General features: G+C 29.3%; 17 protein-coding genes, 1 rRNA gene and 1 riboswitch. Of the genes, 7 read left to right on the top strand and 11 right to left on the bottom strand.

The window, feature by feature from the left end:
• Positions 1-44: 44 nt before the first annotated feature.
• Both CPJCM30710_RS06320 and gloA2 read left to right on the top strand, forming a co-directional pair.
• A complete protein-coding gene (locus CPJCM30710_RS06320) occupies positions 45-536 on the top strand; it encodes an HD domain-containing protein (protein WP_212903331.1) in 492 nt (163 codons plus the stop codon).
• A gap of 18 nt (positions 537-554) precedes the next feature.
• Complete coding sequence (gene gloA2, locus CPJCM30710_RS06315) at positions 555-941, top strand: SMU1112c/YaeR family gloxylase I-like metalloprotein (protein ID WP_212903330.1); 387 nt, start codon at positions 555-557, stop codon at positions 939-941.
• A 210-nt stretch (positions 942-1151) separates the two neighbouring features.
• On the opposite strand, the gene CPJCM30710_RS06310 is transcribed toward gloA2, so the two are convergent.
• Positions 1152-1730 (bottom strand): DUF1836 domain-containing protein, encoded by a 579-nt coding sequence (locus CPJCM30710_RS06310; protein ID WP_212903329.1) that lies wholly within the window; start codon positions 1728-1730, stop codon positions 1152-1154.
• Positions 1731-1967: 237 nt separating this feature from the next.
• Between CPJCM30710_RS06310 and trhA the strand changes: the two genes are divergently transcribed.
• The 3 genes from trhA to CPJCM30710_RS06295 all read left to right on the top strand — a co-directional run bounded on the left by trhA (position 1968) and on the right by CPJCM30710_RS06295 (position 4714).
• Positions 1968-2615, top strand: a complete 648-nt coding sequence (trhA, locus tag CPJCM30710_RS06305) for a PAQR family membrane homeostasis protein TrhA (protein ID WP_212903328.1) — start codon at positions 1968-1970, stop codon at positions 2613-2615.
• 130 nt (positions 2616-2745) lie between these two features.
• Positions 2746-3861: a M20 metallopeptidase family protein gene (locus CPJCM30710_RS06300; protein ID WP_246503480.1), complete on the top strand. Its 1116-nt coding sequence runs from the start codon at positions 2746-2748 to the stop codon at positions 3859-3861.
• 175 nt (positions 3862-4036) lie between these two features.
• Entirely contained in the window at positions 4037-4714 is a 678-nt protein-coding gene (locus tag CPJCM30710_RS06295) for a DUF554 domain-containing protein (RefSeq protein WP_212903327.1), read from the top strand.
• A gap of 238 nt (positions 4715-4952) precedes the next feature.
• On the opposite strand, the gene CPJCM30710_RS06290 is transcribed toward CPJCM30710_RS06295, so the two are convergent.
• Together CPJCM30710_RS06290 and CPJCM30710_RS06285 are read right to left on the bottom strand one after the other, a co-directional pair.
• Entirely contained in the window at positions 4953-6152 is a 1200-nt protein-coding gene (locus CPJCM30710_RS06290; RefSeq protein ID WP_212903326.1) for an SEC-C metal-binding domain-containing protein, read from the bottom strand.
• Between the two features lie 81 nt (positions 6153-6233).
• Positions 6234-7433 (bottom strand): aspartate kinase, encoded by a 1200-nt coding sequence (locus CPJCM30710_RS06285; protein ID WP_212903325.1) that lies wholly within the window; start codon positions 7431-7433, stop codon positions 6234-6236.
• Between the two features lie 93 nt (positions 7434-7526).
• Positions 7527-7700, bottom strand: a riboswitch (Lysine riboswitch).
• A gap of 179 nt (positions 7701-7879) precedes the next feature.
• Between CPJCM30710_RS06285 and CPJCM30710_RS06280 the strand changes: the two genes are divergently transcribed.
• The gene (locus CPJCM30710_RS06280) at positions 7880-9013 is read left to right on the top strand and encodes a patatin-like phospholipase family protein (RefSeq protein ID WP_212903324.1); all 1134 of its coding nucleotides are present in this window, start codon (positions 7880-7882) and stop codon (positions 9011-9013) included.
• A 159-nt stretch (positions 9014-9172) separates the two neighbouring features.
• Here the strand turns inward: CPJCM30710_RS06280 and CPJCM30710_RS06275 are convergent, their stop codons facing one another.
• The 6 genes from CPJCM30710_RS06275 to CPJCM30710_RS06250 all read right to left on the bottom strand — a co-directional run bounded on the left by CPJCM30710_RS06275 (position 9173) and on the right by CPJCM30710_RS06250 (position 14369).
• A complete protein-coding gene (locus CPJCM30710_RS06275) occupies positions 9173-10318 on the bottom strand; it encodes an ABC transporter substrate-binding protein (protein ID WP_212903323.1) in 1146 nt (381 codons plus the stop codon).
• Between the two features lie 356 nt (positions 10319-10674).
• Positions 10675-11208, bottom strand: coding sequence for a CPBP family intramembrane glutamic endopeptidase (locus CPJCM30710_RS06270; RefSeq protein WP_212903322.1), 534 nt, complete (start codon positions 11206-11208; stop codon positions 10675-10677).
• Between the two features lie 133 nt (positions 11209-11341).
• Positions 11342-13033, bottom strand: a complete 1692-nt coding sequence (locus tag CPJCM30710_RS06265; protein ID WP_212903321.1) for a bifunctional diguanylate cyclase/phosphohydrolase — start codon at positions 13031-13033, stop codon at positions 11342-11344.
• 70 nt (positions 13034-13103) lie between these two features.
• Positions 13104-13238 (bottom strand): cyclic lactone autoinducer peptide, encoded by a 135-nt coding sequence (locus tag CPJCM30710_RS06260; RefSeq protein ID WP_212903320.1) that lies wholly within the window; start codon positions 13236-13238, stop codon positions 13104-13106.
• Between the two features lie 7 nt (positions 13239-13245).
• Positions 13246-13908 carry an accessory gene regulator ArgB-like protein gene (locus CPJCM30710_RS06255; RefSeq protein ID WP_212903319.1) on the bottom strand — a complete coding sequence of 221 codons (663 nt, stop codon included), beginning with the start codon at positions 13906-13908 and terminating at the stop codon, positions 13246-13248.
• A complete protein-coding gene (locus tag CPJCM30710_RS06250; protein ID WP_212903318.1) occupies positions 13899-14369 on the bottom strand; it encodes a hypothetical protein in 471 nt (156 codons plus the stop codon). The genes CPJCM30710_RS06255 and CPJCM30710_RS06250 overlap by 10 nt, the downstream gene beginning before the upstream one ends.
• A gap of 272 nt (positions 14370-14641) precedes the next feature.
• On the opposite strand from CPJCM30710_RS06250, the gene CPJCM30710_RS06245 reads away from it, so the two are divergent.
• Positions 14642-15880: a DEAD/DEAH box helicase gene (locus CPJCM30710_RS06245; protein ID WP_212903317.1), complete on the top strand. Its 1239-nt coding sequence runs from the start codon at positions 14642-14644 to the stop codon at positions 15878-15880.
• 127 nt (positions 15881-16007) lie between these two features.
• Here CPJCM30710_RS06245 and CPJCM30710_RS06240 read toward each other — a convergent pair whose 3' ends face one another.
• Positions 16008-17291 (bottom strand): C45 family autoproteolytic acyltransferase/hydolase, encoded by a 1284-nt coding sequence (locus tag CPJCM30710_RS06240; RefSeq protein ID WP_212903316.1) that lies wholly within the window; start codon positions 17289-17291, stop codon positions 16008-16010.
• A gap of 163 nt (positions 17292-17454) precedes the next feature.
• Positions 17455-17572, bottom strand: a 5S ribosomal RNA gene (gene rrf, locus CPJCM30710_RS06235).
• Between the last annotated feature and the right edge of the window lie 239 nt (positions 17573-17811).

Here is a 17811-nt window from a genome sequence, read left to right as displayed (position 1 = left end):
AATAACAATAAATAAGCATAAATACTATCTATGAGGTGATTAAAATGAAATCCTTAGTAAGTAAAGTAACTAAAGAAATGATTACATATTTTGATGGAGATACAAAAAGAATAAACCACGCTCTTAAGGTTTATTCTTTCTCAAAAACAATAGGAGAACTTGAAAATATTTCTCCAGACAAACTACAAATACTTGAGTTAGCTGCCATACTTCATGATATAGGTATAAAAGTTAGTGAACAAAAGTACAACTCTTCAAGTGGCAATTATCAACAAATTGAGGGACCACCCGTTGCTAAGGAGATTTTAAACTTCTTACAAGTTGATAGAAACATAATTGAACGAGTTTGTTTTCTTATCGGAAACCATCATACCTATTCAAAGATTGATGGAATTGATTTTCAAATTTTAGTTGAAGCAGACTTTTTGGTGAATATTTATGAAGATAACTTAAGTGCTAAGGAAATTAGTTCTATTAGAGAAAAGATTTTTATAACAAAAATAGGAAAAGAAATGTTAAAATCAATGTATAAATAATTTTATGGAGGTATATTTATGAAAGTAAATAAAATTCATCACATAGCAATCATATGTTCTAATTATGAGAAGTCAAAGGATTTTTATGTGAATAAGCTTGGCTTTAATATAGTAAATGAAACCTATAGACAAGCAAGGGATTCCTATAAGCTTGACCTTGAGGTAAATGGAGTTTATCAAATTGAACTTTTCTCATTTCCTTATACTCCTGAAAGACCAAGTCGTCCAGAGTCTTGTGGATTAAGACACTTATCCTTTGAGGTAAACAATATTGAAGATGCTGTAAAAGAATTAAATGAAAAGGATATTGTTACAGAACCTATAAGAATAGATGAAATAACAGGAAAGAAATTTACCTTCTTTCAAGACCCTGATAGACTACCATTAGAAATATATGAAAAATAGTATATTTATTAGTCATTACTAATTAAAATCTCATAACAAAGGAATTTATTAGCGAGATTTATATAGAATTATTCATAAGTAAACTTAACAAAAAGGTACCTTGCATAAGATTGTATAAAATTGAACGCCTATTAGGTCTGTTCAATTTTAGCCAAATTTCACTTTGTGAGATGGCAACAATTAAAAGCAGGTTACCTTTTTTTATTAAGTCTATTTGTCCACTTTAGGGAAGTAATTGTCTATAAGGTTTTCTGCAAGTTTTCTATATCCATTGGCCATATCTATTAAAGAAAGTATATATAGAAGTAATCCCCCATCATTCTCTTTAACCACATCTAGTTTTTCCTGCATAGAAGTTTTCAAGTGTTCGCTATTTTCCTTCTTAATCTTAAGATATTTTAAATATAACTCTTCTAAATTAACCTTTTCATTATTCCCCACTTTCTCAACAATAGGATTTAAAATACTTTTTATATCATTTATAGCAATACTCTGCTTTAAATTATAAATAAGTATCATCAGAATGATATGCTCTCTTGTATACTTTTTCTTAACAGCCCCCATAAGAAGTTTATCTTTGGTGTAATTATTAATCATTGTTTTTGTAAGAAGCTTATCCTCTTCATTTCTTTTCGTACCTGCCAAATTATTTTCGAAAAGAGTTATTACCTGATCCATATACAAATCAAGATTGGGAATCTGTTCTAAAAGTATATCATCTGAAAGATGTAACTCTTCTAATTTTTTAAGAATATTCTCTGTATTTATATTTTCCTTTTCAAAATTCATGTTAAATACCTACTTTCTTCAACATATAAATAACAACAAGTAGTTTTTAAAACTACTTAATTTAATATTAATAGAATTTAGTAGATATTTCAAGAAATATCTAGTTATATGATTAATAATTAACTATAATAAAAAAAATAATTACTTGCATATTATTCCTACTACAACATATAATATAGACATAATATAACATAGTTTGAATAACCACTTGCTGTTGTATAGAAAGGGGATATTGATATGAACAAATATATAAGAGAACCTATTAATAGTATTAGCCATTTACTTGGAGTTATTTCATCATTTTTTGGATTATTAGCAATGATTATAAAAGTTGTAGCTGTTGATGACTTCTCACCATCAAAGTTAACTTCTGCTATTATATTCGGATTAAGTCTAATATTTTTATATACTGCAAGTTCAATATATCATTCAGTAAAATCTTCTGATAAAGTCATCACAGTTTTAAGAAAATTGGATCATTCAATGATATTTGTACTTATTGCAGGCACTTACACTCCAATTTGTGCTGTAGTTTTAAAAGGTAACTTAAGAATTGGTGTACTTATAACAGTTTGGACTCTTGCTATAGTTGGAATATTAGTAAAAGTATTTTGGAATAATTGCCCTCGTTGGCTATATACATCATTCTATATAGCAATGGGTTGGATGGCATTAACCTTAAGTGTACCCATATATAGAAACCTACTTTTAAGTGGTTTTTTATGGCTTTTAGTTGGTGGAATACTTTATACTATAGGAGGAATAATATATGCTATTAAGTCTCCTAATATATCTCCAAAGTTTGGTTTTCATGAAATATTTCATATATTTGTACTTATGGGAAGTTTTAGCCACTTCTGGTTAGTCTATAAATTTATATTATAAAAATGGCAATAATTTAAAATTCCCCACCATTAATCTGGCAGGGAATTTTTTCTTTACACTAAATTACATAAAAAAACATTTGCGAAGTTTGATAAAAATCATATAATAAACTATACAGGGGGCGATAAAATTGAATACTATTAAAGATATTATTAATCAAAATTTAAACGAAATTGAATTACTATGGAAAAAACTTCATCATAACCCTGAGTTATCTTTTAAAGAATATAACACTCAGAAGATTATATTAGACTTTTTTAATTCTATAGGAATTGAGGGAGAAAAAATTGCAAAAACAGGTGTTGTGGCTACCTTAGGTTGTGGAAATGAAGCTATAGCTCTAAGATCAGATATTGATGCTATCTCAGTTAATGGAGTATCTCATGCTTGTGGTCATGATTTTCATATGGCTATAACGCTTGGTACAGCTTTGATTTTGAAGAAGTTAGGCTGCAATAAGACTGTAAAGTTCCTTCTTCAGCCAGCGGAGGAAGCAATAGGTGGTGCAGTTCATATGATAGAAGAAGGTGCTTTAGAAACTCCCAAAGTTAAAGCTTTGTTAGGTTTTCACGTTTGGCCTAAAATTCCCGTTGGTAAAATTGAAATCACTGGTGGCCCTTCCATGGCTTCAGTAGATGACTTTCACATAATTTTTAAAGGAATTGGAGGACATGCTGCTACTCCACACCTTTGTAGAAATCCTCTTTACCCTGCTATGGATTTTATAAATGCAATGACAATAAAATCAAAATTAGAAAATAATCCTTTAAATCCTCACGTTTTAACCTTTGCAACTCTTAACTGTGGAAGTGTAAGTAATGTTATTTCAAATATAGCAGAAATTAAAGGAACTCTAAGAACATTTGATAATAATTTAAGATATAAATTAAAAGAAGATATTCTAGATGTTTCCAAACTCACAGCAGAAAAGTATGGATGTGAATCTAATATTAAATACATTATGCACTACCCTCCACTAATAACTGATAAAAAGCTAACAGAAGAATTTGTGAATGTTATTATAAACGCAATAGGAAAGGATAATGTACTACCATTAGATAAAACCTTTGCTTCAGAGGACTTCTCCTATTACTGCGAAAAAATTCCTTGTGTTCATTTTAGGCTCGGTATAGCTGATGGAAAGCTAGGTGAAAATCCACTTCACTCTCCTATATTTAATGGTTCAATGGAATCTCTCTTTTGGGGAATATTTATTTTAACGACTTTTATACTAAACTATGAATAAACAGTGCAGCCTATAAACTAAACTAATTAAACACACATTGTTAAAAAGAAAAGTATCCTCTAAAAAACCATGCGCTTAATTTCAAATAGCGTATGGTTTTTAGTTTTGCATGAAACCATTCAATGTTGTAGAATTAACTTGTTGTATTTTTCAATATAAAAAGGGGGTTTTATTTTTGCTAGGTACTATAGTAAATGTCATTGCAATCATATCAGGCTGTATAATCGGACTAATTATTAAAGGTGGACTTTCAGAGAAAGTAAGTAATACCATAATGAATGGATTATCATTATGTGTAATTTACATTGGAATCTCAGGTTCACTAAAAGGAAACAATCCTCTATTAATAATTATATCTATAGCTTTAGGTGCTCTAATTGGAGAAATTATAGATATTGATGAATGGTTGAAAAGGCTCGGAGATTTCTTACAAGCAAAATTTAAAAACAATAATAATAGTTCTTTTTCTGAAGGGTTTGTTAGCTCTAGTCTTTTGTTTTGTGTAGGGGCTATGGCTATAGTAGGTTCCCTAGAAAGCGGTCTTCAAGGAAAACATGATATACTTTTTGCAAAGTCTATACTCGATGGAATTGGCTCTATTATATTTGCTTCCTCACTAGGAGTAGGCGTATTATTTTCCTCTATTTCTGTTTTAGTATATCAAGGATCTATAACTCTAGGAGCATCTTTTTTAAAAGGTATTTTAATAGATACAGTTGTAAGTAATATGACTGCAGTCGGAAGCTTACTTATTATAGGATTAGGATTAAATATGTTAGGAGTTACAAAAATAAAGGTAGCCAATCTGTTACCAGCAGTTTTTATACCTATTGTATATAGCTTTTTTATATAGAAACTCAAAGTTTATACTTATATAGTCATAATCTTTTATTATGAGTTTTTTCATTTTAATACATATGCCTAAGCTGTATTCTGAAGCTTTAGTGAAATTTCATTTTGTAAAATGACAACAAATAAATAGGTTGTTCTAAAGATACCATACTCCTTTAGAACAACCTATTTATTTCTCCTAGCATATCTTAACTTTATTACACATTTTAAATTAAATATTTTTTACAAATCACTAAAACTTAGCCTCTTCCACAGCAACGCTTGTACTTCTTGTTGCTACCGCATGTACACGGTTGATTTCTGCCAATCTTTTCACGCTTAATTATTGCAGTACTACTAGCTTCCTTTTCTACATTATAAATTTCATTTGGCGTATGACCTTTAAGAATCCACAAGTTGCAGTTACTAGCGACATCCGTCAATAGGCCCACAAACTTCTTTAACTTATCTTCATTATTAAATACAATTTTTTGACTACAAGTATTAACTATATCAAAAATACTAAAATTATTTTTCAGCATGTTACTAATATCATTTATAAATTCAACAGCAAATTCTTCCGTAATATTAGGAAAGTTTATTAAAAATGAATACATTGACTTATACCATTCATTCCATACTGAATATTTATTCTTAGATGCTGATATAATAGCTTTTTCATCAAAATCCTTATATTGAATCTCTATTCTTTCAAACTGTTCCTTTAGAATATTATTAACATCAAATACTTGTATACTTACAAAATACTGATTTTCATGCCATCTAAAAAACGTGCTTCTTTCATTGTATTTCCATAAAGTATTAAATAGATAATTAACTTCTAATTCTTCACCAATTATATTGTATATCTTTTGATTCAAAATATTAAAAGGTACAATTCCATATATATTAATTAATCCTCTAGCCAAATTATAAATTCTATCGTTTTTATATATTTTACTTATAATATCCTTATTCTTTAAGGTTTTATCTATAACATCTATAAAATTATTTGGTATAATTAGCTGCTTACATCCCATTTCATGTCTTATAGGATATATAATTCCCAATATCCTCAAACTATTAATGATTTCATCATTTTTCTCTGTTCTTATATAATTTATTCTACCGTTGTTTTTTAATATGCACCTAATAAATTTTAATTGTTCTACATCTAGTGTATTCATAAGAATTTCACTAGTGTTATCCATTATGTATTTACTTAAAGCTACTATAAGCTCTGCTTTTCTAAGAGAACTTTTACCCCTTATCTCTAAGTACTTTCGAATTTTGTCTAAGTCATTTTTGCTTAATTGATTCATTAAGCTAACGCTATCTAATTCTGCTAGATTATCTTTAAACATCTTTTCATAATCACTTTGTATTTGTAATTGAGAAAAATTTTTTCCCATTTCTAAAGCATTAACCAGCTTATTAAGATCTTTTTCTAACAGGCTCATGTTATTCACCTACTTTTTTCAAATAATTTTACTTGAAAAGAAACTAAATCAAGTTTACTTTGTTTTAAAACATGCATGAAATTATAAATTAAACTGCTTTGCTGCCAAGTCAATAGCCTTTATCTTATCATCATTTTTTATAGCACAAGTTATTCTTATTTCTGAAGTTGTTATCATCTTCACTTCAATTTGAGCTTCTGAAAAAATTCTAAATAAACTTGCAGCTACTCCTGTTGTATTCTTCATTCCAAGACCTACTAGAGAAAATTTAGTTATATTTTCATCTATATGGATATTGTCTTCTATTGTAAAATCTCTTAAAATATCTAAACATTCATCTAAATCACTGTGTGGTATTGTAAATGAAACATTAACTTTTTCTCCTAACGGTGCTGTTTGAGAAATCATATCTATATTAATTTTCTTTCTTGCAACACGCTCAAATAAATCTGATAAAATATTAATATTTGATGGTAAATTTTTTACTGTTATAGATATATCTTCATCACAAGTTGCTAATCCTGTTACTGATTTACTTTCTAAATTCATATCCTTAACCCCCTTAATTATGGTTCCCTTTATATCACTACAACTTAATCCAACATAAATTGGTATATTATACTTTTGAGCAAGCTCTACACTTCTTGAATGCATAACTTGTGCTCCAAGACTTGCTAACTCCAACATTTCTTCATAATCTATGAATTCAAGTTTTTTTGCTTCTTTAAACTTTCTTGGATCACAGCTATAAATTCCGTCAACATCTGTGTATATTTCGCACTCACCTTGTAATTTTACAGCAAGAGCAACAGCAGATGTATCTGATCCTCCTCTTCCTAGAGTTGTTATATCACCATCTTCATTAACACCTTGGAAACCTGCTACTATAACAATTTTTCCTTCACTAAGGCTTTTTTCAACTCTACTAACGTCTATATCATCTATAAGAGATCTTCCGTATAATCCTGTAGTTTTAATTCCAATCTGATATGCTGTATAGCTTACTGCATCATAGCCTTTTTCTATAAGAGCCATTGAAAGAAGTGATGCAGAAATCATCTCACCAGTTGCTAATAGTGCATCCATCTCTCTTTTATCTGGATTCTTACTTATTTGCTTTGTTAATCCAATTAAATCATCTGTTGTATCACCCATAGCTGATACAACTACAACTATTCTATTATCTTCTTTCTTTCTTTTTATCAAAGTATCTGCCACTTTTAAAATCTTTTCTGTAGTAGCTACTGAGCTACCACCATACTTTTGAACTATTGTTTTCAAAAAAAATCCCCCTTTTTCCAACAAAAAAAATAAATGCAGCCAAGGTACACCTTGGCTGCATATAATAATCAAAGATGGTTATGCATTATGATGTAACCTTGTAGCTCTCCACTTAAAACTTTAAGTGACAGCCCTGCATATGTTATATGCAAAGCCAGAAGTTGTTTTTGCCAAAACAACCTCTTCGGCTATAGCTCCTTTTCTCATCCATCAATGCTTGCCAGCTACTGATGAGTACTATTAGCTTATAGCGCCTCTACCCTAGGTAATTGTCGAATTCCGATTAAGTTTTCTCTATAGTAACACAGAAGTTTAATCAATGCAATATATTTTTTATATTTATTTATAATGTTATTATAATTATTTTTTAAATAACAAAAATTATATTTATATATCTTCTATCTTTCGATTATAAAACTATACGATATACGAGGTGAATAAATTATATGGTTGATACTGTAGATAATATGAAAATAGCATTAGCACTATCTGGTGGTGGAGTTCGAGCATCTGTTTTTCATCTAGGAATTTTACAAAGACTAGCTGAAGACAACTTACTAGAAAACATTTCTCTTATATCAACAGTTTCAGGCGGCACTCTAGTTACAGGTTTGGTATACTCTATACTCAACAGATGGCCAAGCAGTGAAGAATTTAAAAACCAAGTATTAACTAAGGTTAAATACTATCTTACAAAAACCGATATACAAAGATATGGATTTTTAAAATTATTTTCTAATCCTTGGCTATTGTCTAAATTTAAAGCTAATATAATTTCTCAAGCAATAGAACATTGTTGGAACATTAACCAAAGTATTTCTGAAATTCCAGACTATCCTGAATGGGTTATAAATGCAACTACCTATGAAACAGGAAAGAATTGGAGATTTACTCATAAAAAAATGGGAGATTACCTTATTAACTATGTTAATCACCCTAAGATAAAACTATCAACTGCAATGGCGGCGTCTGCATCATTTCCCGGACTTATAGGTCCATTAGTTTTAAAAACAAAAAAATACACTTGGTTTAAATATAAAAAAGGTCATCCTATTGGAATTGAAAAGTACACCCCCACATTCTCTAAATTACATTTATGGGATGGTGGTGTTTATGATAATCTAGGAGTTGAAGCTGTCTTTAAACCAAATAGTATAAATTTTAAAGAAGAGTATAATTTTCTTATAGTAAGCGATGTCTCAAAAGCTCTTGGTATAGAAGAGAGGCTAGCGTTTAAAAGTCCATTCAGATTAGTTCTTATTACTATGGATCAGGTAAGAAGCTTAAGAGCGCGTCAGATTGTTAGTTATTTAAGTAGTAAAAATAACTCAGGAGTCTATTTAAGAAGCGGTAATACTGCAAGACATATTATGATTGAAGCAGGAATGAGCACTGAACAAATTAAGAATTCTACAAAAAATGTTTTAACGAAACAAGAAGTTGAAGAAGCTTCTAATTTCCCCACAACTCTTAGAAGTCTTACCAACGATGAATTTGATTTAATATTTAAGCATGGGTGGGAAGTAGCAAATTACACCCTCTTTTCTAGATGTCCTACATTATTTAATAATAATAAATAAACACTTTTTAGTATCAAGCAAAAACCCAGTACAATAATTAGTACTGGGTTAACTTATAAAATCATTACTATCTTTTCTTAGTTTATTTTCAGTGATTTCACCAAGTGAAATATAACTTAAATTTAATAAGCTAGATGCCTAATCAGCTTTCTTAGAGTACTAAGGGTTTATCTTTTTAACTAATGATCTCTTTTCTCCTTCAACCTTTAGTATTACAGCACCCTTAACAGCTGTTCTATCTTCACCAAAGCTTTGCTTTCCAGTAACACCTGTTATTTGTATCTTTGTTAGCGCTTCTCTTATCTTATCACCGTCTGCACTCTTAGCATCTTCAATTGCTTTAAATAATGTCTTAGCAGCATCATATCCTAAAGCAGCTAGAGCATCTGGTTCTTTGTTATATTTTCCCTTGTATGCAGTAACAAAATCTTGAACTTCCTTTGCAGGATCTCCTTGGAAGTAGTGATTTATGAACAATCCACCCTTTATTGCATCTCCTGCAATATTGTAGAGATCTTCAGCATCCCATCCATCTACTCCTAAAAATTGTGATTTAACGCCTAGTTCTCTTGCTTGTTTTGCAGCTAAAGCAGCAACATCAAAGTAATCTGGAAGAAATAAAACATCTGGATTTGCAGTCTTTACCTTTGTTAACTGAGCGTTAAAATCCTTATCTCCGTTATTATAGCTTAATAACTCTAGAACCTTTCCTCCCTGAGCTTCAAAATCCTTCTTAAAAGACTCTGCTATACCCTTTGAATAGTCTGATCCTATATTATATAAAATTGCTGCTGTCTTTTTCTCTAAATCCTTCGCAGCAAACTTTGCCATCGTTGATCCTTGGAAAGAATCTACATAACAACCTCTAAATACAAAGTCTCCACCAATTTTAGTTATGTTTGGTTCTGTAGCCGTAGGTGTTAATAGTGGTATTTTATTTTGTGTTGCTTTTGGTGCTACTGCCAAGGTTGCACCAGAAGTTACTGGTCCAAGTATTGCAACTACCTTTTCATCATCAACTAATTTGTTAAATGCATTTATTGCTGCATTTTGCTCGGCTTGGTCGTCCTCATAAACAACCTTAACCTTTTTTCCATTTATGCCACCTTTGTTATTAATCTCTTCTTCAGCAAGCAAAACTGCATCTTTAACTGACTGTCCATAAGTTGCAACTTTTCCGGTAAGTGGCGCTATTCCACCAATTTTAATAACGTCACTTTCTTTTAATTCATTCTTTGAACATCCTACAAATAAACTTCCTGCTAAGGTAAGTACCATTATTGACCCTAATAGTCTTTTCTTCATAAAATAACCTCCCTATAGTGTTTACTTATGATTATCTAAAATAAATACTATCTTAGATTAATAATTAATAAATTATAAATATAACCTAATGTTCTTAATAAATATATTATCAATTATCTATTAAAAAATCAATAATGTTTAAAATATTTTATTGATAATTTAATATCCATTAGTAAATATCATTACCTATTGTACAATAATTTTTGCATATAATTATTAAACTGCAACATAACCTTCTTTCTTATAAAACATTTACATTTAATACGATCAACCCTACTCAGTTTTAGCTAGATTTGTCTTTACTAAATGATACTAAACAAAAAAACCAACTCACATTGAGCTGGTAAATATGTTTACTATAAAATAATCCATATTGATAGGTCGTAAATAGAATGTATTATAGATACACACCATAATGATTGAGTTTCTTTAAAAATGTATCCCATCCACAATCCTATTATAAAAATTAAAATCAATGATTCAAAATTCACTTGTCCTAGTACATGCATAATAGAAAATAACATTGATGATAGTATATTAGACTTCCAAAAGCTCATATACTTTGAAAATTTTTGCATATAAAAACCTCTGAATGGAATTTCTTCTAATGGACCAACGATTACCCTACCTAAAATATAAAATATATCTTGTTTAACATACGCATATCTATAAATTTGAAATTTATTTTTTAATAATACAAATATAAAAATAAGGACTCCTATAAATATCCCTTTAAAAATTCCACTAAGAATATTATGGTTTAATTTTAAATATGTAAAAGGATTAACTTTATCTAAAATCTTTAAATATAACATTACAGGTATTATGAAAATAAAAATATAAAAACATAAAGCACTAAAAAAAACAACAAAACCATTTTCTATAGCCATAGAGTAGCACTTACTTAATTTTATAAACACTAAGGCTATTAATATTTGAAACACACTGAATATTATTAAGGTTCTGATTTGAGATTTATTATATTTTAGCATTTTATTATATCTTTACCCTGACTTCTTATTTTTAAAGAAAGATTGTATCTTCAATTTCTTTAATAACTTCTATAAACTTCTCAACAATATGTGGATCAAACTGAGTGCCACTACACCTTCTTAATTCTTCTATAGCTTTCTGATAGGTCTTTCTTTTATTATATGGCCTATTAGAAGTCATAGCATCAAAGCTATCTACCACTGTCAAGACTCTAGCAAGATATGGTATGTTCTCCCTTTTTAGATTTTCTGGGTAACCATTACCATCATATCTTTCATGGTGATACATTATTAGAGGGGAAACTGCCTTAAGAGAATCAACAGATTTGATTATTTCTACTCCGTTAATACTATGCTGTTTCAAAATCTCCCATTCTTCCTTATCTAAAGGCATCTTCTTGTTAAGTATTTCTTTTGAAATATTTATCTTCCCTATATCATGCATATATGCACCATAAATAAGATTCTTTTTATCTTCATCGTTTAGCTGGAGCTTATCAGCTAATAATCTACTATACATAACTACCCTTTCAACATGACCATATGTATATTTATCTTTTGCATTAATAACGCTAATTAATGTTTTTATTGATGTAACCACATCTATATGTTTTTCTTCTATATCATTTTTTAATTCATCTAATATAGAACTATAAGTTTCAACTCTGTTTTTCCTAAAGAACTTAGCTCTGTAAAGAGCATCATCAGCACTCTTTATAAGTTCTACATCATTCTTAGCTTTATTTGGATAAGTAGAAATCCCCATAGAAGCAGTTATTTTTCCATTGGGCTGATTTTCTTCACCTTTAAAATAAGTTTTCTCTATCTGCATTCTCATATTCTCTGCAATAACAACAGCGTCTTTCTCTTCAGTATAAGGTAATATTATGGCAAATTCTTCTCCACCATATCTTGCCACTATATCACCTTTTCTTACACTGGTATTCAGTAACAATCCTATCTTTTTCAATACTTCATCACCTTGTTGATGACCATTAAAATCATTGTAATGTTTAAAATAATCTATATCTATAAATATCATAGAAAGGGGCTTATATTCCTTTTCACATGATTTTATTTGCTCTCTTAATGCATCATGAAAAGCTCTGTGGTTATACGTATCTGTAAGCCCATCTTTATTTGCTAAACTCTCAAGTTTTTTAATATGATCTTTTTCAATTTTTACATAATACCCTAAGGGCCATGCCGTAAGGAAAAAAAGGCCAGACAGTATTATATCATTCTCAAAATACTGATTAATCTGTACATTAGGTAAACAAACAATATCCATGGTTAGAATAATAGCAACAGAAATACAGGTCATAATAAGGCCCTGCTTCATACCTGATTCTATAGTAGAAGTTATAATAATAAATTCAAATAAAATTTTATACTGACTTGTTTGAGCACCCGATAAAAGTATTAATACAAAAAATATAAAAATAAATATAAAATTCTCTATTAATTGCATAATTTTAACATATTTATAATTAATATTTTTTATTATTGAAAACTCCCATATAAAGTATATTAATATCAACATAAACGCAGCAGTAATAATTGATGTTATAGCATAAGAAGTATATCTATAATTGTTAGTAATATTACCGCTGATAAATAAATACTTAAAGAATATTATTCCCGAAAATAATAAAGAACATAACTTTACTACCGATACTATATCATGTATTTTTTTTTGTTTACTTTCTTCAAATATATTCATATATATTTTACCTCGTAAAACCCATTATACTACAGTAAATAAGGCCGGTTGTCCCGACCCCACTTCTTTTTTATTCTTCGCTCAAGCATTTAGGTTCCTTTGGTTGATAATACCCCCAGAAACATGCAGTTGAAGCAGTTGATGCTGCAATAAGAGTTAGGAAAGCTGCTGATAATTTCATAGCTAATTTAGTAAGCTTATTCACCTTGCATTCACCTCCTTTCAGATATTAATATTTTATTAAAGAAGGTGTCTATTCTAGCCATTATAAAGTGCCCCGTTGAAGTTAGAGTAAAAACCTGCCAAGCAAGACCTACATATATGCACAGAGAATAGTTAAGAAGATGCTCTACTCCTATATTCAAATAAGTTACTATAATAAATACTACAATAATTAGATACATATTTAAAATCGTAATAGAACTTTTTTTCATACGCTTTCTTTTTTCTTCATTTTTTATTGGTTTTGTTGGACTATCTACTGGAACTAACTTATAAACAATATAATAAGACCATATAAAAATTAACACTCCTAAAATCAAAACAAAGTTTAGGTTTAGTAATGAATTAATATACGAAATCAATATAGCCAGTCCAACACATACGATAGTACCAATTATAGCACAAATATCTGATGCACTTGCATGAACGCCCCCAGAATACTTTCTAAGAATACTCATAATAAAGGAAATTAACAAAGCTTCTATAATAACATTGAATAACCACCCAAAAATAACAACTAAAATTATGGACAATAGTGTCTGTAATAAGACAAATGCTCCATATTCTACTACTTCCCTACGATCATTATCAAGTTTTAACTCAGATGATATTTTATTTGCAATATTATTAGATAGCCTTTCCATCATAAACACTTTCTTAATTCTTTCTTTTTTAATAATCTAATATACCATAATACTATAATACATCCAAGCATTAGTAGAGATGGAATACCGTATATTATTTTCAATAAGGGTTGACTAAAAATAACATCAATATCTACTTTAAACACTTTGTGTATTAAGAAAACATTAATACCTTCACATATGAATTCAATAATAATAGTAGTTATACCTGATTCAATTGATTTAATTATGTCAATTTTATTTATATTCACAGTTAAGACTATATGAATAATAAGAACCAATATAGTATGTACACCATAATGAATTGGAAGTGACCTAATGCTATAAACTATAATGGCCAAAATTATACTCGATATTAAGTATCTCTTTTTATCAATTAGATTTTTAGACAATGTATAACTTGCAAGAATAAACAAGAATCCTTCAGGAATAAGTCTAAACAAAAATTCCAATATTGATAATTTCAACATTTTCTATACTCCTTCAACAAAAAGTACGTATATTTTTATATAATTATATCATCTTGATTATGAAAAGAAAATAATGTTCAAATACTTTTCATAAATGAAGGTTATTGTTAACATTATATCCCCATATATTCCCATATATCCCCAATATATTTGACAAAAAGAGACACTAAGTATAAAATTATAGAAGTTTTTATCTCAGTATATAATAAAGGAGATACTAAGTATAAAGTTATAGAAGTTTTTTATCCAAATATATAATAAAGGAGACACATATGGAAACTTCATTTGATAAATTAGGATTAAATTTAAACTTAATAGAGGCATTAAAAAAAGAACATATAATTAATGCCACAGGGATTCAATGTAAAGCGATACCTTTAATACTTGAAAATAGAGATATAATCGGTCAGTCACAAACAGGTAGTGGTAAAACCTTAGCCTATCTACTTCCTATATTTGAAAAAATCAATAGCGATAAAAGAGAAATGCAAGTCATAATACTAGCTCCAACTCATGAGTTAGTTATCCAGATTGACAACCAAATAAAACTTTTATCTACAAATTCAGAAATACCAGTAACTTCTACCACTATAATAGGAGAAGTAAATATAAAAAGGCAAATTGAAAAACTAAAGGAAAAACCTCATATAATTGTAGGATCACCAGGTAGAATATTAGAACTTATAAAACTAAAAAAGATAAGTGCTCATACAATTAAAACTATTGTAATAGATGAAGGTGATAGATTACTTGATGAAAAAAATTTACCTACAATAAAAGATGTTATTAAAACAACAATGCGAGACAGACAGTTAATGATATTTTCAGCGACTATAAATGAAGCAACATTAAATGTAGGAAAGAATTTAATGAAGAATGCAGAAGTTATAAAAATTGAAGATACACAACTGGTTAATCCCCAAATTACTCATTTGTACTTGACAGCAGAGCAAAGAGATAAGATTGAGGTTTTAAGAAAACTAATACATGCTGCCAAACCAGAAAAAGCAATAGTATTTATTAATAAAAGTGAAGAAACTCAGATGACTACCCTAAAGCTTCAATATCACCATATCAAAGCTTATGGAATATTCGGCAATGCAACAAAGGAAGAACGAAAAAAAGCTCTAGAGGGGTTTAGAAGTGGAAAGTACAATGTTTTAGTAGCTTCAGACTTAGCAGCCAGAGGATTAGACATAAAAGGAGTAACTCATATTTTTAACTTAGATTTACCTGAGGATTCAAAAGAATATCTACATAGAGTAGGTAGAACCGGTAGGGCTGAAAAATATGGTACTGCTATTTCAATAGTAACAAAAAAAGAAGAATTTTTAATTAAAAAATACGAAAATCAATTTAAAATAAAAATTGAAGCAAAAGAAATATATAAAGGAGAAATCCTGACTCCTGGTATGGGTAGGCCTACTACCACTAGTAATATCAAGAAAAGTACTAAATCAAATATTAAAAATGGCTTTAAAAATTCTTCTTATTATAAAAGTAAAAAATAACTTATAATAACGATAAATAGATTTAACATTTCGTTTTGAAGTTATATATCTATATTATTATATAAAATCCCCCTAAAGTAGATTAACTAATAATTTTACTATCTACTTTAGAGGGATTAATTAGTTTTTATAAAAGTTGATTATTAAACTTTATATCTATTTTCTCAAAAATAGGTACTGCAGGTAATTCTCCTTCTTTTGGTCTAAAAAATACTTGTAAATTTAGAGAACTAGGTTCAAATATTATTATCTGTTTAGTCTCTTTATTATAAATATCTCCTTCTTCTTGCTTTCCTGGTTTATATCCTTTCTTAAAGGAAGCAATCTTCTTTATATCCTCAACACTCAAAGGACCTCTATTCTCATTAAATTTCAAATTTAAACTTTTCCATCTTTCTTTATTTAGTAAAGCGGGAGAATAATTATCTAAATTGCCCTTTATCATAAATGCATTTACTGCTGCAATAGAATTATTATTATTCCATTGCACACCCTTATTTAATTCGGATGATTCAAGCCTTAAGGCTCTCATTTCTGATGACCTCGAAGTTGTATTATTTTCTAATACACCACTCTTCTTTTCATCTGATAAATATATTAGATGGGAGAATGCATAAAGATTTTCTGGAGACTTCATATAATCAGCTACCTTCTCCAAAGTATCATAATTTTCTAGAGCATATCTTAAGTCTAAAGTATATGAATGCTTTCTCTGTGAATCATAAGGCTGTAACGTAGGGGAATCTAGTATAGCTCCAAAAACCTTGTTATCATTAAAACCAGTAATAACTCCTAAAAATCCTAAATATCCTATAGAACAAAAAGACTTTTGATCTATGTTAAATACTGTAACTGCCTGTATTTTATTAAGTTGGTTTTTACTTCCCCCATACCAATCCAATAATCTAGCAGTAATATTACTGTCTGTAGAAGACTTATCTCCGTATACAGAAAATGCAGAACATTGCGTAGCTCTTACTACATCAGGAATCAGATTAAGTAAGTACAATTCATCCTTTGATAACTTGCCATCACCCATTATATTTTCTTTTGCATTTACAAGACTTACAGCTAATCCTTCTATTTCATCTTTATATTCATCTCTTATCTGACCCTTAATATCTTCAACTCTTGAAAGAAAAACCCTATAAAGAATTTCATTAGACATAGCTAATTCCTGCATATAAGAATCATATAACTTTTGATACTCAGGAACAAACTTTAGTATTTGCTCACCATATTCTACTCCAATCTGCTTATGAGTAGTTACTTCATCAAGATTTATCTCTACTTTATAATAAGTTCCCTTATCTTCCATGGTTACGCTTGGTCTTTTATTATTAACTTTACTTGAACAACCATTCATTAATAAATTTATAGATAACACAATGATAAAAAATATATTCCTCATTTATCCTCCTACTCTTATTTACTACTATTTTACAAAGTAAAATCAGGCTAAAGCCGAGCAGACTCGATGCCTAGTTTTATTGAAATAATATTAACTAGAATAAAAAACGAAATAATATATTCTTAATAGAAATAAAGCCCCACAGCAATGCTGTGAGGCTTTTACCTGGCAACCTCCTACTCTCCCACACAGTCGCCCGTGCAGTACCATCGGCCTCTTAGAGCTTAACCATCGTGTTCGGTATGGGAACGGGTGTATCCTCTAAAAGCATCATCACCAGATATAAAATTTCTTATTAACTTCGCATTACTTTGTCAGCTTCCTCGCTGCAGTGCTCACTTGCCTGAAGCAAGCTCCACGCTTCACTCGCCGCTTTCGCGTACTGCTCGTTCCTAAAAAATTTAAGTTTTGTTGATGAAATTTTATTCCATCAAAATTGCACATAAGTTTTAGCCTTTTTATTGGTCAAGCCCTCGACCTATTAGTATCAGTCAGCTCAACATGTTACCATGCTTACACC

The sequence above is a fragment of the Clostridium polyendosporum genome (genome assembly GCF_018332455.1).
GTDB classification, from domain to species: domain Bacteria; phylum Bacillota; class Clostridia; order Clostridiales; family Clostridiaceae; genus Clostridium_AY; species Clostridium_AY polyendosporum.
Note: the sequence above shows the minus strand (reverse complement) of the source record. Positions and strands in the feature narration are given on the sequence as shown.

Bases quoted from the DNA above. Each gene is read 5' to 3' on its own strand.
- CPJCM30710_RS06270 (WP_212903322.1), bottom strand. From the start codon at position 11,208: ATGGCTATAGAAAATGGTTTTGTTGTTTTTTTTAGTGCTTTATGTTTT.
- gloA2 (WP_212903330.1), top strand. From the start codon at position 555: ATGAAAGTAAATAAAATTCATCACATAGCAATCATATGTTCTAATTAT.
- CPJCM30710_RS06320 (WP_212903331.1), top strand. From the start codon at position 45: ATGAAATCCTTAGTAAGTAAAGTAACTAAAGAAATGATTACATATTTT.
- CPJCM30710_RS06250 (WP_212903318.1), bottom strand. From the start codon at position 14,369: ATGTTGAAATTATCAATATTGGAATTTTTGTTTAGACTTATTCCTGAA.
- CPJCM30710_RS06240 (WP_212903316.1), bottom strand. From the start codon at position 17,291: ATGAGGAATATATTTTTTATCATTGTGTTATCTATAAATTTATTAATG.
- CPJCM30710_RS06265 (WP_212903321.1), bottom strand. From the start codon at position 13,033: ATGAATATATTTGAAGAAAGTAAACAAAAAAAAATACATGATATAGTA.
- CPJCM30710_RS06275 (WP_212903323.1), bottom strand. From the start codon at position 10,318: ATGAAGAAAAGACTATTAGGGTCAATAATGGTACTTACCTTAGCAGGA.
- CPJCM30710_RS06280 (WP_212903324.1), top strand. From the start codon at position 7,880: ATGGTTGATACTGTAGATAATATGAAAATAGCATTAGCACTATCTGGT.
- CPJCM30710_RS06245 (WP_212903317.1), top strand. From the start codon at position 14,642: ATGGAAACTTCATTTGATAAATTAGGATTAAATTTAAACTTAATAGAG.
- CPJCM30710_RS06310 (WP_212903329.1), bottom strand. From the start codon at position 1,730: ATGAATTTTGAAAAGGAAAATATAAATACAGAGAATATTCTTAAAAAA.
- trhA (WP_212903328.1), top strand. From the start codon at position 1,968: ATGAACAAATATATAAGAGAACCTATTAATAGTATTAGCCATTTACTT.
- CPJCM30710_RS06290 (WP_212903326.1), bottom strand. From the start codon at position 6,152: ATGAGCCTGTTAGAAAAAGATCTTAATAAGCTGGTTAATGCTTTAGAA.